Genomic DNA, 12261 nt, shown 5'->3' on the forward strand with positions numbered 1-12261 from the left:
ACGGGTTCAGGGGGTGGCGGGGGCCGGTGCGGCGGCCGTGGCGGAGGTGGCGGCGCCTTGGGCGCGGGCCGCGCGCAGCTCCCGGGCCCGGCGCAGCGGTTCGTGGTCGGCCCAGGCGGCGACGTCGACCGGCTCGGGCAGGAAACCCTGCGCGGACAGGAACCGCTCCTGCTGGGCGAGCAGCTCCAGCCGCTCCGGGCTCAGGTCGAGCCCGAGGCTGCCCGCGGTGCCCGCGCGGTAGGCGCCGGCCACCCCGTCGGGTCCGGCGCCGGTCTCGGCGCCGAGGATGCGGGCGAGGTCGCCGGGGTGGCCCGCGGCCCACTCGGCGGCGTCGAGCAGCACAGCGAGGAAGCGGGTGACGAGGTCGGGCCGCTCGTCCAGCAGCCGCTGGTGGACGGTGATCGGGCGGGGCGTGCCGTTGTTCACCCGGCTGCGGCGGTCGGGCGCGGCGTCCAGGTCGACGGCGACCTCGGCGCCGTAGCGGCGGGCCGCCTCGACGGCGAGGGCGCCCTTGACGTAGACCGCGTCGACCACGCCGTCCCGCAGCGCCGCCAGCTCCCCCTCCCACTGGCCCTGCCTGACGCCGGGCACGTCGACCAGGCGGGCGTCGTCAAGGGTCAGTCCGGCCAGCCCCAGGGCTCCGGCGTGGCCGTGCAGCGCCATGGCCCGCCAGAAGTCGATCGCGATGTCGTGGCGGGGCACGGCCAGCTTCCGGCCGCGCAGCTGCTCGGGGCCGCGCAGGTCGCTGCCGGCGCGCACCAGGATGGACTGCCGCTCCTCGATCCAGGTCAGCGCGATCACCCGGGTCGCCTCGCCGCGTGAACGCGCCCACAGCGCGGGGACGTTGCCGCCTTCGCGGAAGAGCGCGGCGAGTTCGTGGGTGAAGTGGCTGAGCGGCAGCCCGTCGCCGTCCTTGTCCGCGGCGGCGTCGCGCAGCGAGCGTACGGCGATGCCGTCGGGGGCGAACTCGGCCGCCAGGGTGCCCCGGTCGGCGGCGATGCCGGTGGCGGTGGGCACGGGGCAGCGGGTGAACCAGATCTCGTCCGTTGCGGACATGGGGGCTCCAGGCGGGAGTTGGGCGCGGGAGGCGGCGGACCGGGGCACGGCGTGCACGGGCCTGCGGGGTGCTTCGGCGGGGGGTGCGGCGGGGGCGCCGCGGGGGTCTGACGGGGGGCGCGCGGCCGGGCTCGGCCGGGGGCCGGGCGGGCCCGGGGCACCGCAACGCGGGAAGGGGTACGGCAGCCGGGGTCAGCGACAGCTGGCGCCGCGGGACCTGCCGAGGTCCAGGTACAGCCGCGCGCACAGGGTCGGGCGGAAGGCGCTGAGCAGGCCGGACGTACTGGTCACGGGTGGCTCCCTTCCGTCTTGGGTGTGCGGCGTGCGGTCTGCAACGGAGGCTGGCACACCGATGCCGCCGCGGGCAACACTTCCCACGATGTGGGATGCGGTTGTCGGCGAGAGTTCACCGCGGGAGACATGGCGCAATGTTCTGGCAACAGTTGCCAGATGGTGGCAGCCTCCGCATGCTTGGGCCATGACGACGGATGCGCGCCCCAAGGCCGCCGACGCGCCCCCAGGAGCCCAGGCGGTCACCCGCGCGCTGCGGCTGCTGCACTGCTTCCGGGACAACGCGGGCGAGCTGAGCGCCTCCCAACTCGCCCGCCGGATGGACCTGTCGGTGTCCACCGCGCACCGGCTGGCCCGCACCCTGGTGGCGGCCGGCTTCCTGGAGCAGGACGCGCACACCGCCCGCTACCGGCTCGGCCCGTCCGTCGCCGAACTCGGCCAACTCTCCCTGCACCAGCGGGGGATGCACCTGGCCGAGCCCGAACTCGACGCGCTGGCACGGGCCACGGGCACCACGGCCGACCTCGCGATCCGCAGCGGCGACCACGCGGTGATCCTGGTGGGCAGTTCGGTGAACCCGACGGCGGGCCTGGGCCTGCGCCGCCCGCTGCACTCCACCGCCCTGGGCAAGGTGCTGCTGGCGTGGGCGCCCCCGGGCGGGCCCGACCTCGCGGCGCTGCCCCCGCTGCGGGCGCACACCGACCGCACCATCACCGAACTGGACACGCTGCGCGCCGAGTTGGACCGGGCGAAAGCGGCCGGCTACGCGCTCAACGACGGCGAGTCGGCGTACGGGGTGCGCACCGCGGCCGTACCGGTGCTGGACGCCGACGGGCACGCGCACGCCGCGCTCGCGGTGCGCTCCACGCCCGACGTGCTCACCGACGCCCGGCTGCCCTGGTTCGTCGCCCGTGCCCGGGCCTGCGCCGCGGCGCTCGAGGTCCTGCTGCTGCCGCCCGCGCAGCGCCGCTCCGCACTGGCCGACTGACCGGTCAGCCCCGAGCGCCGGGCGGACCGGTCAGCTCGACGGCCAGATGATCATCTGGAGCGCCCAGCCCAGCAGCCCGGCGACGAAGAGCACCACCACCGCCATGATCAGGCTGATCGGCAGGGCGCCCCACCCGCGGCTGAGCGCCTCGCGCTCCGGGCCGTCCAGGTCCGAGACCCCCGACTCCGCCGGCGGCGTCTCGCCGGGCCGCGGCCGGGCGTCCCCGGAGATGCTCAGCCCCTCGTCGGCCACGTGCGGGTTGCCGTGGGCAGTGGTGGTCGCCATGTCGCCGCTCCGTCCGGTCGCGCGGGTCCGCGGGAGGGACCCCGGGAAGGTCGTACCCCCAGGCGCGTACCCCGGGAAAGCCGGACAAACCACACGAATCCCACCACCGGGCGCCATACCGCGCGCCCCCGCGAACGGGTACGGCGCCCGCCCCTCCCCCGTGCAGGGGCGGACGGACGCCGTACCCGTGGCGCCGGCTGCTCGGCAGCTCAGTCGATGTCGACCGGACCGTCGGACGACGACGAGGAGGACGAGGAGGACGCGCCGCGCCCGCCCTTCCCGCCGACCTGCCCGCGCAGCGCCAGCCCGGCGCCGGGCGCCTCGCCGCCCTGCTCGCCGCCGAGGTTCTTGCGGACCGAGTCCAGGATCGTCAGCCCCTGGCTGACCAGCCCCGCCGCGATCTCGCTGAGGCCGTCCGCGCCGTTGAGCACATTGACGTTGGCGCCGGACAGGCCCGCCGACGCCTCCTTGACGATCTGCGGCAGCTGGTCGATGAGCATCCGGTCCAGCGCGACCCGGTCGTGCGACGCCGCCGCGGCGGCCTGGATGCGCATCCGCTCGGCGTCGGCCACGGCCAGCACCCTGATCCGCTCCGCCTCGGCCTCGGCCGGCTTGACGATCTCCGCGACCAGCTGCTGCTGGCGCAGCTCGGCCGCGCGCAGCGCCAGTTCGGTCTGCGCGGCGAGCACCTCCTGCTGGGCGTGTGCCTGGGCGAGCGGCCCCGCCTGGGCGGCCTGGGCCTGCGCCCGGTCCACCTCGGCGTTGTACTCCGCCTGCACGACCGCGGTCTGCCGCGCGTACTCGGCCTGGTTGCGCGCCGCGACCTGCTGGGCCTCCACCGACGCCTGGGTGGCCTGGGCCTGCGCGATCTGCGCCTGCCGCTGGATGGCGGCCTTGTGCGGCGCCGACATCGCGTCGATGTAGCCGGTGTCCCCGTCGTCGATCGACTGGATCTGGAGCGAGTCCACCGTCAGCCCGATCTTGGCCATCTCGGACTTGGAGGTCTCCAGCACCTCCGTGGCCAGCTTCTGCCGCTCGGTGACGATCTCCTCGACCGTCATCGAGCCGATGATCGACCGCAGGTGGCCGGCGAAGATCCGGCCGGTCAGGACCGCCATCTGGTCCTGGTCGGACAGGAAGCGCTGCCCGGCGTTGACGATGCTCTCGTGGTCGTTGCCGACCTTGAACGCGATGACCGCCTTGACCGTCAGCGCGATGCCCTGCCGGGTCACGCACTTCTCGGAGACCTCCGCCTCGCACATGGCGAGGGTCAGGAACCGGGTCTTGCGGAACACGGGGAGGACGAACTTGCCGTGGCCGGTCACCACCCGGAAGGGGGCACCTCCCAACCCCCGCCGGCCGCCCGAGATGAGCATCGCCTCATCGGGCGCGGGTACGCGATATCCCAACATCCATAGTCCCCTTCTGTGCGCGGCCGAACCGGCGCCCCGGGTGCGCACCCGCGCGGCCCACGCGCGGCACGTGCCCCCGTCGCACCCGGCTCAGCCCGCCGGTGCGTCTACTCCGTCGAGCCACTGGATGACATCGACCTGGCGGCTGCCGCGGGATTCCACCACGAGCACGGTCGCCCCCTCGGGCAGGGGTTCGTCCGACCAGGCGAGAAAGGTCTCGGAGCCGCCTCTGACCCGCACCAGGACCTCGCCTGGACCGGCGGGTCCCCGGGTGCCGATCAGCAGTTCCCCCGTGCGGCCGATCACGGCGTCGTCCCGTGCCATCCCCGGCCGCCCCCTTGTCGTCGTGGTGGTGCGAATTCCGACCGTGACCATCCTCCCACCTGGGACCCCCCGGGGATCACCAGCGGTCGCTACGGAATACGCGCGCCGCGCCCGCGCGGTTCCCGCCCGGAGCCGGCAGTTGCCGCCAGCCCGCCGCGGGCGGCTGGAATGATCGGCGGGCCCGGCCGGTTCGGGTGTCTGGCGCACCGGATGCCGCCGGCGCGGTGTGCGCGTGCCGGACGGCACCCGGACGTGCCAGGGTGAGATCAGCGCAGTTCACACAGTGGGAGGCTGGATGTTCCGGAGCTTCAGGGCTCCCTCGCCGGATGATCCGGACCGGTCGCGGGAGCAGGACCGCCCGGATCTGCCGGACGCGGCGGACCGGGCCGGTCCGCCGGACCAGGACGACGACGCGGACCGCAGCGAGCGCGACCGCGACAGCACCGCGTCGCCCTGGGCGTACATCCGCACCGAGACCGGCAGCGCCGCGGTGCTGCTCGCCGCGACCGTCGCGGCGCTGGTGTGGGTCAACGCGGCGCCGGGCGACTACGCCTCGGTGTGGGCGACCCGGCTGTCGGTGCAGTGGGGCGGCCACGGCGTCGACCTGGACCTGCGCGAGTGGGTCAACAGCGGCCTGATGACGCTGTTCTTCCTGGTGGTGGGGTTGGAGGCGCGGCGCGAGTTCGACATGGGCGAGCTGCGCGACCGGCGCCGGATCGCGCTGCCGCTGCTGGCCGGGGTCAGCGGCATGGTCGTGCCGGTGGCGATCTACCTCGCGGTGAACTCCGGCGGGCACGCCGGCCACGGCTGGGGCGCCGCGATGTCCACGGACACCGCGTTCGCGCTGGGCATGCTCGCGCTGCTCGGCGCGCGCTTCCCGCGCCGGCTGCACACCTTCATCCTCACCGTGGCCGTGGTCGACGACTTCGTGGCGCTCGCGGTGATCGCGGTCGCCTACAGCGAGCACATCTCCTGGACCCCGCTGGCGGTCGGCATCGGCCTGCTGGCGGTGGTGGCCGTGATCCGGCGGGCCGGGGTACGGCGCGGCGGCCCGTACGCGGTGCTCGGGATCGCGGCGTGGACGGCGTTCGTGCACTCCGGGGTGGACCCGGTGGTGGTGGGCCTGGTGATCGGCCTGCTGGCGTTCGCGTATCCGGCGCCGCGCGAGGCGCTGGAGCGGGCCAGCGGCCTGTTCCGGTCCTTCCGCGAGCAGCCCACGCCCGAGCTGGAGCGGGAGGCGCGGCTCGGCCTGGCCTCCGCGCTGTCCCCCAACGACCGGCTGCAGCGGCTGTGGCACCCCTGGTCCAGCTATGTGATCGTGCCGCTGTTCGCCCTCGCCAACGCCGGGATCGAGATCAACGGCTCGCTGCTGGCGCGGGCGTACACCTCCCCGATCACGCTGGGCATCCTGCTGGCGTACGGCCTGGGCAAGCCGATCGGCATCGTGGGCTCCACCGCGCTGGCCACCCGGCTCAGCCGGGGCCGGATGCGCCCGCCGGTCGGCTGGGGCGCGGTGACCGGGGGTGGCACCATCGCCGGGATCGGCTTCACCGTGTCGCTGCTGATCGCGACGCTGGCGTTCACCGGCCAGCAGCTGGACGAGGCGAAGATCGGGGTGCTCAGCGCGGTGGTCTTCGCGATGCTGAGCACGTCCGTGGTCGCGCTGGTCACCTCGCGGCTGCCGGCGGCCCGGCGGGCGCGGGCGCTGCTGGGCACGGCGCAGTCGGTGGTGGACCTGGCCGAGCCGGTCGACCCGGAGCTGGACCATGTGCGCGGCCCGCTCAACTCGCCGGTGACCGTGGTCGAGTACGGCGACTTCGAGTGCCCCTACTGCGGGCAGGCCGAGGGCGTGGTGCGCGAGCTGCTCGCCGACTTCGGGGACGTGCGCTACGTCTGGCGGCACCTGCCGCTGACCGATGTGCACCCGCACGCGCAGCTCGCCGCGGAGGCGTCGGAGGCGGCCGCGCTCCAGGGCGGTTTCTGGGAGATGCGGGACCTGCTCATCACCAGCCAGGACGAGCTGGGCGTGAAGGACCTGCTCCGGCACGCGGACCGGCTGGGACTGGACGTGGACAGGTTCCGGCACGCGCTCAAGGCCCGCAAGGGCGCCGCGCGGGTCGCGCGGGACGTGGAGTCGGCGGACCTGAGCCGGGTCTCCGGCACGCCGACGTTCTTCATCAACGGCCGCCGGCACCACGGCGCGTACGACATCGCGAGCTTGTCCGCGGCCGTGGTGGCCGCGCGCGACCGGGCGGTGCTGGTGGACGGCGCCGGGCGCCAGGGGTGAGCGGCGGCGGCATGCCGACGGCCGGGCCGGGCACGGCGCTGTTGCCGTGCCCGGCCCGGCCGTCGGGGGCGGGCCTCAGGCCGCCCGGACCGCGTGCGGCGGCACCGGTTGCTGGTGGCCGCCACTGGCCATCATCCGGACCTCGCCCTCGGCGCTGATCTCGGCACGCACGATGCCGGTCTCGTCCTCGTAGACGGGGTAGCCGCCCGCGCCCGACGCGTCGGTGCGGTGGACGACGACGACGTCGTCCTCGACGGCGGGGGCCTGGAAGACCAGTTCGTAGACGGCGGGGTACTCCTCCATGGGCACACACCTCCCCAGGGCAGTACTCCATCATCGCGCAGATCGGCGGTTTCCGCCTCTCGGGGCGGGCCGCCGCGGACGTAGGCTGCCGGCATGGACACCGGCGTGGGCGCAGGCACGGGCACGGACGCGGGCATCGGCACGGACGCAGGGATCGGCGCCGAGGCCCTGGCGGCGCTGGCGCCCCTGCTGCCGCTGGTGTCGCGCGGCGGCGTCGTGGTGCTGAGCGGGGCGGGGCTGTCCACGGAGTCGGGCATCCCCGACTACCGCGGCGAGACCGGCCGGCGGCGGCGCGGCAGCCCGATGACGTACCAGGAGTTCACCGGCAGCGCGGAGGGCCGCCGCCGGTACTGGGCGCGCAGCCACGTCGGCTGGCCGTCGATCGCCGGGGCCCGGCCGAACGCGGGCCACCGGGCCGTGGCGCGGCTGGCCGCGGCCGGGCTGGTGACGGGCGTGGTCACGCAGAACGTGGACGGGCTGCACGCCGCCGCGGGCACGGCCGACGCGGTCGAGCTGCACGGCAGCCTGCACGCAGTGGTCTGCCTGGACTGCGGGGCCCGCGGGCCGCGTACGGACCTGGCCGAGCGGCTGGACGCGGCGAACCCGGGATTTCGCGCGCTCGCGGCCCGGATCGCGGCCGACGGGGACGCGGAGCTGCCCGCCGAGCACGTCGCGTCCTTCCGCCCGGTCGGCTGCGCGGTGTGCGGGAGCGGCGTGCTCAAGCCCGACGTGGTGTTCTTCGGCGAGCAGGTGCCGCTCCCCCGGGTGCACGCGAGCTACGCGCTGGTGGACGCCGCGTCGCTGCTGCTGGTGGCCGGCTCCTCCCTCACGGTGATGTCGGGGCTGCGGTTCGCGCGCCACGCGGCCAAGCACGGCACCCCGGTGGCCATCGTCAACCAGGGCCCCACCCGGGGCGACGACCTGGCCGCGCTCCGCCTCGACCTGCCGCTCGGCCCCGCTCTGACCGCGCTGGCCGAGCGCCTCGCCCCGGTCGGCTGAGCAGACCCGCGCGCTGGCCCGGGGCGGGCCGGGGGCGGCGAATACCAACGCCGTGTTAAGCCTGCGCCGCAGCCGGGACAGCCGCGCCCGGCCGTGCTTCCATGGGCCGCATGACCCCGTTCGTGAAGCGCCGCCACGTGGACTACGCGCGCGTCACGACCACGGGGTGTCCCGGCGCGCGCTGACGTCCGCCGCACCGCCGGACCGTCGCCGTACGCCTCGCGCCGTACGCCTCCGCCGTCGTCAACGCCCCGCCCCGCCCCCGGTGTCCACCCCCGGGGGGTACGGCCCCGCGGGCGCCGGTGGCGTACCCGCGCGCACCTCTGCAGGACACCCGCAGCGCCACCCGTACGCGCCCCAGCACAGGGAGAACCATGACCGAGCAGCAGCCCGTCGACGCCGTGACCGCCGGGCACACACCCGAGACCGCCGTCGCCGCCGCCACCGAGGAGCCGAACTGGTCGTTCGAGACCCGGCAGGTCCACTCGGGGGCGGTGCCCGACCCGGCGACCGGGGCGCGGGCGGTGCCGATCTACCAGACGTCGTCGTACGTCTTCCGCGACACCCAGCACGCCGCGGACCTGTTCGCGCTGGCCGAGCCGGGCAACATCTACACCCGCATCCACAACCCGACCCAGGACGTGTTCGAGCAGCGGATCGCCGCACTGGAGGGCGGGGTCGCCGCGGTGGCGCTGGCGTCCGGCCAGGCCGCGGAGACCCTGGCGATCCTGACGCTGGCGGGCGCCGGCGACCACGTGGTGGCCGGCTCGTCGCTGTACGGCGGGACGTACAACCTCTTCAAGCACACCCTGCCGCGGTTCGGCGTCGAGGTGTCCTTCGTCGACCCGGACGACACCGCCGCGTGGCGGGCGGCGGTGCGGCCGAACACCAAGGCGTTCTTCGCCGAGACGCTGGGCAACCCGCGCGGCAACGTGCTGGACGTCCAGGCCGTGGCGGACGCGGCGCACGCCGAGGGGGTGCCGCTGATCGTGGACAACACGGTGCCGACGCCCTTCCTGCTCCAGCCGCTGCGGCACGGCGCGGACGTGGTGGTGCACTCGGCGACGAAGTTCCTCGGCGGCCACGGCACCACCATCGCCGGTGTGGTCGTGGACGGCGGGAGCTTCGACTTCGGGGCGCACGCCGACCGCTTCCCGGACTTCTCCGCGCCCGACCCGAGCTACCACGGCCTCCAGTACTGGCCGGCGCTCGGCCCCGGCGCCTATGCGGTCAAGCTGCGGGTGCAGCTGCTGCGCGACCTCGGCCCGGCGCTGTCGCCGCACTCGGCGTTCCTGCTGCTCCAGGGTGTCGAGACGCTGTCCCTGCGGCTGGAGCGGCACTCCTCTAACGCGCAGGAGCTCGCGGAGTGGCTCCAGGCCCGCGACGAGGTCGCGGCGGTGCACTACCCGGGCCTGCCCTCCAGCCCCTGGTACGAGGCCGGGCAGCGCTACCTGCCGCGCGGTGCGGGCGCGGTGCTCGCCTTCGAACTGCGCGACGGCGCACAGGCCGGCCGGCGGTTCGTGGACGCGGTGCGGCTCTTCAGCCACCTGGCGAACATCGGCGACGTGCGCAGCCTGATCATCCACCCGGCCTCCACCACGCACAGCCAGCTCGACGAGGCGCAGCTCGCGCAGACCGGTGCGACGCCCGGCCTGGTGCGGCTGTCGGTCGGCATCGAGAACGTCGCGGACCTCAAGGCGGACCTGGAAGCAGGGTTCCGCGCGGCCAAGGGCGCGTCCTGACCGTGCCCGGCACGCCGCCGGTCCCCGGCGCCGGATCGCCCGCCGGCGCCGCCCCGGAACCCGCCGGCGGGGTCCTCCCGCCGCCCGCCTCCGGGGCGTGGCGGCCGGGGGACCCGCCCGGGCGGCGGCGCTGGCACCGCGCCCCGGGGCCGCTCGCGCTGGAGGCGGGCGGCGAACTGCCGGAGGTGCGGCTGGCGTACGAGACGTGGGGCCGCCTCGCGCCCGACGCCTCGAACGCGGTCCTGGTGCTGCACGCGCTGACCGGGGACAGCCACGTCGCCGGCCCTGCCGGGCCCGGCCATCCCACGGCCGGCTGGTGGGACGCGCTGGTCGGGCCGGGCCGGGCGCTGGACACCGACCGCTTCTTCGTGGTGACGCCCAACGTGCTGGGCGGCTGCCAGGGCAGCACCGGCCCGGCCACCGCCCGGCCGGACGGGCGGCCGTGGGGCGGCGCCTTCCCGTTCCTGACCCAGCGCGACCAGGTCGCGGCCGAGGCGGGCCTGGCGGACGCGCTGGGCATCGACCGGTGGGCGCTGGTGGTCGGCGGGTCGATGGGCGGCATGCGGGCGCTGGAGTGGGCGGCCGGCCGCCCGGAGCGGGTCGGCGCGCTGCTGCTGCTCGCCTGCCCGGCGGCGGCCAGTGCCGAGCAGATCGGCTGGGCGTCGGTGCAGCTGCGGGCGATCCGGGCCGACCCGGCCTGGCGCGGCGGCGACTACCACGGCGCCGGGCCGGGCGGCGGCCCGCACGCCGGTCTCGGCCAGGCCCGCCGGCTGGCGCACCTGACGTACCGCAGCGAGCCGGAACTGCGGGCGCGCTTCGGCCGGGACCCGCAGCGCGGTGAACTGCCCTGGCACGGCGGCCGGTACGCGGTGGAGTCGTATCTCGACCACCACGCGGACAAGCTGGTGCGCCGGTTCGACGCGGGCAGCTATGTGGTGCTCACCGAGGCGATGAACGCCCATGACGTGGGGCGCGGGCGGGGCGGCACCGCGGCGGCGCTGCGGCGGGTCACGGCGCCCGCGCTGGTGGCCGGGGTCGACTCCGACCGGCTCTACCCGACCGCGCAGCAGGAGGAGTTGGCGGCGGGCATCCCGGGCGCGGACCGGACGCGGACGATCCGCTCGCCGTACGGGCATGACGGCTTCCTCATCGAGGTGGATCAAGTGGCGGCGCTGGTCGGGGAGTTGATGCCGCCTCCGGCGGCGCGGCGGCCCCCGCGCGGTGTGGCGGGAAGCAGGTGACATGCGTTGACGTGCCGGTTCGCCCGCCCGTACGCTGGTCGTTCGTGATGGTGTGAGGAAGCCGGTGGAACTCCGGCACGGTCGCGCCACTGTGTACCGGTCGCCTCTGGGGGCGTCCGGGAGTCAGATACTCCGCCGTCACGCCGCCCCACTCGAACCGAGGGACGCTGTATCCCCGAAGGAGGCCCCACCCGTGAGTTCTGTGTCCACCCCTTCGTCGACCGAGGCCACGCCGGTCGTCCTGCCCGTCTCCAAGGCGGTGCTCTGGCTGGTCGGCAGCGCGCTCCTGGCGCTGGCCGCCTACTACTTCATCGGCGTCGACCAGGGCGCGGTGTCCGTCTTCGGCCGGGACATGCACATCCACGAGTTCGTGCACGACGCGCGGCACTTCCTCGGCTTCCCCTGCCACTGACGACAACAGGCAGGCGGACAACTCGACATGGAGAAACGACTCGTACTGCGCGGCGTGCTCGCCGGCGCGATCGGCGGGCTGCTCGCGTTCGTCTTCGCACGGATCTTCGCCGAACCGCAGATCAACCGGGCGATCAGCTACGAGAGCGGCCGGGACGCGGCGCAAAGCGCCCTAGACAAGGCCGCGGGCCTGCCGGTCTCGCCGGACGGCCCCGACCTGTTCAGCCGCACCGTCCAGGCCGATGTCGGCATGGGCGTGGGCCTGGTCCTCTTCGGTGCCGCGATGGGCGCCCTCTTCGCGGTGGTCTACACGGTGTGCCTGGGGCGGGTCGGCGGCGTCCGGCCGCGCACGCTGGCGCTGCTGGTGGCCGGCGGCGGCTTCCTCGGCTTCTACCTGGTGCCGTTCGTGAAGTACCCGGCGAACCCGCCCGCGATCGGGCACGAGGACACCATCAAGGCCCGCACCGGGCTCTACCTGGTCATGGTGGTCTGCTCGATCACGCTGCTCGCGCTGGCGGTGTGGCTGGGGCGGCGGCTCCAGGGGCGGTTCGGCACGTGGAACGCCACGCTGCTGGCCGGTGCGGCCTTCGTGGCCGCCATCTGCGTCGTGATCGGCCTGCTGCCCGCGCTGGGACACCTGGCCGCCAACCGCGAGCAGTACGGCGACCACGCCACGGAGACACCTCAGCCGCTGACCGACCCGGCGGGGCGGATCGTCTACCCGGGCTTCCCTGCGGACGTGCTGTTCCGGTTCCGCTTGTACTCGGTGGCCGCGCAGCTGCTGCTGTGGTCGGCGATCGCGCTGGTCTTCGGGCCGCTTTCGGAGCGGGTGCTGAGCGCCTCGCCGACCGGCCGCGCCGCGCGGGCGCCCCGGGTCGGCCCGGTGGAGGCGTGAGGGGGCGCCTCGGCGCGCCACCTCACC

General features: G+C 75.2%; 12 protein-coding genes and 1 riboswitch. Of the genes, 7 read left to right on the top strand and 5 right to left on the bottom strand.

The genetic code is table 11. The features are described from left to right. Positions 1–6: 6 nt before the first annotated feature. Entirely contained in the window at positions 7–1056 is a 1050-nt protein-coding gene (locus tag AC3EVP_RS16225; protein WP_335972309.1) for an ABC transporter substrate-binding protein, read from the bottom strand. Positions 1057–1534: 478 nt separating this feature from the next. On the opposite strand from AC3EVP_RS16225, the gene AC3EVP_RS16230 reads away from it, so the two are divergent. Then, positions 1535–2335 carry an IclR family transcriptional regulator gene (locus AC3EVP_RS16230; RefSeq protein WP_435130673.1) on the top strand — a complete coding sequence of 267 codons (801 nt, stop codon included), beginning with the start codon at positions 1535–1537 and terminating at the stop codon, positions 2333–2335. A gap of 30 nt (positions 2336–2365) precedes the next feature. Here AC3EVP_RS16230 and AC3EVP_RS16235 read toward each other — a convergent pair whose 3' ends face one another. From AC3EVP_RS16235 to AC3EVP_RS16245, 3 genes are all read right to left on the bottom strand, one after another. After that, on the bottom strand, positions 2366–2620 hold the full coding sequence (locus AC3EVP_RS16235; protein WP_335972311.1) for a DUF6480 family protein: 255 nt from the start codon (positions 2618–2620) through the stop codon (positions 2366–2368). Positions 2621–2829: 209 nt separating this feature from the next. Beyond that, positions 2830–4032: an SPFH domain-containing protein gene (locus tag AC3EVP_RS16240; protein WP_435130674.1), complete on the bottom strand. Its 1203-nt coding sequence runs from the start codon at positions 4030–4032 to the stop codon at positions 2830–2832. A gap of 90 nt (positions 4033–4122) precedes the next feature. Next, positions 4123–4356, bottom strand: coding sequence for an NfeD family protein (locus tag AC3EVP_RS16245; RefSeq protein WP_335972313.1), 234 nt, complete (start codon positions 4354–4356; stop codon positions 4123–4125). Positions 4357–4651: 295 nt separating this feature from the next. Here AC3EVP_RS16245 and nhaA point away from each other — a divergent pair, with 295 nt between their 5' ends. After that, the gene (gene nhaA, locus AC3EVP_RS16250) at positions 4652–6643 is read left to right on the top strand and encodes a Na+/H+ antiporter NhaA (protein WP_435130675.1); all 1992 of its coding nucleotides are present in this window, start codon (positions 4652–4654) and stop codon (positions 6641–6643) included. A 75-nt stretch (positions 6644–6718) separates the two neighbouring features. Here the strand turns inward: nhaA and AC3EVP_RS16255 are convergent, their stop codons facing one another. Beyond that, a complete protein-coding gene (locus tag AC3EVP_RS16255; RefSeq protein ID WP_335972315.1) occupies positions 6719–6946 on the bottom strand; it encodes a DUF6296 family protein in 228 nt (75 codons plus the stop codon). Between the two features lie 93 nt (positions 6947–7039). Here AC3EVP_RS16255 and AC3EVP_RS16260 point away from each other — a divergent pair, with 93 nt between their 5' ends. The 5 genes from AC3EVP_RS16260 to AC3EVP_RS16280 all read left to right on the top strand — a co-directional run bounded on the left by AC3EVP_RS16260 (position 7040) and on the right by AC3EVP_RS16280 (position 12234). After that, complete coding sequence (locus tag AC3EVP_RS16260) at positions 7040–7945, top strand: NAD-dependent protein deacetylase (protein WP_435130676.1); 906 nt, start codon at positions 7040–7042, stop codon at positions 7943–7945. 374 nt (positions 7946–8319) lie between these two features. After that, entirely contained in the window at positions 8320–9687 is a 1368-nt protein-coding gene (locus AC3EVP_RS16265; RefSeq protein ID WP_435130677.1) for a bifunctional o-acetylhomoserine/o-acetylserine sulfhydrylase, read from the top strand. A gap of 2 nt (positions 9688–9689) precedes the next feature. Beyond that, positions 9690–10928, top strand: coding sequence for a homoserine O-acetyltransferase MetX (gene metX, locus AC3EVP_RS16270; protein ID WP_435130678.1), 1239 nt, complete (start codon positions 9690–9692; stop codon positions 10926–10928). Continuing rightward, positions 10927–11082: riboswitch (cobalamin riboswitch) on the top strand. (Overlaps the previous gene by 2 nt.) 39 nt (positions 11083–11121) lie before the next feature. Next, on the top strand, positions 11122–11340 hold the full coding sequence (locus AC3EVP_RS16275) for a CbtB domain-containing protein (protein ID WP_435130679.1): 219 nt from the start codon (positions 11122–11124) through the stop codon (positions 11338–11340). 27 nt (positions 11341–11367) lie between these two features. After that, the gene (locus AC3EVP_RS16280; RefSeq protein ID WP_435130680.1) at positions 11368–12234 is read left to right on the top strand and encodes a CbtA family protein; all 867 of its coding nucleotides are present in this window, start codon (positions 11368–11370) and stop codon (positions 12232–12234) included. Positions 12235–12261 lie beyond the last annotated feature (27 nt).

The sequence above is a fragment of the Actinacidiphila sp. bgisy144 genome (genome assembly GCF_057708105.1).

Coding starts and splice junctions, on each gene's coding strand:
- AC3EVP_RS16240 (WP_435130674.1), bottom strand. CDS start 4,032: ATGTTGGGATATCGCGTACCCGCGCCCGATGAGGCGATGCTCATCTCG.
- nhaA (WP_435130675.1), top strand. CDS start 4,652: ATGTTCCGGAGCTTCAGGGCTCCCTCGCCGGATGATCCGGACCGGTCG.
- AC3EVP_RS16265 (WP_435130677.1), top strand. CDS start 8,320: ATGACCGAGCAGCAGCCCGTCGACGCCGTGACCGCCGGGCACACACCC.
- AC3EVP_RS16255 (WP_335972315.1), bottom strand. CDS start 6,946: ATGGAGGAGTACCCCGCCGTCTACGAACTGGTCTTCCAGGCCCCCGCC.
- AC3EVP_RS16230 (WP_435130673.1), top strand. CDS start 1,535: ATGACGACGGATGCGCGCCCCAAGGCCGCCGACGCGCCCCCAGGAGCC.
- AC3EVP_RS16260 (WP_435130676.1), top strand. CDS start 7,040: ATGGACACCGGCGTGGGCGCAGGCACGGGCACGGACGCGGGCATCGGC.
- AC3EVP_RS16225 (WP_335972309.1), bottom strand. CDS start 1,056: ATGTCCGCAACGGACGAGATCTGGTTCACCCGCTGCCCCGTGCCCACC.
- AC3EVP_RS16245 (WP_335972313.1), bottom strand. CDS start 4,356: ATGGCACGGGACGACGCCGTGATCGGCCGCACGGGGGAACTGCTGATC.
- AC3EVP_RS16235 (WP_335972311.1), bottom strand. CDS start 2,620: ATGGCGACCACCACTGCCCACGGCAACCCGCACGTGGCCGACGAGGGG.
- AC3EVP_RS16280 (WP_435130680.1), top strand. CDS start 11,368: ATGGAGAAACGACTCGTACTGCGCGGCGTGCTCGCCGGCGCGATCGGC.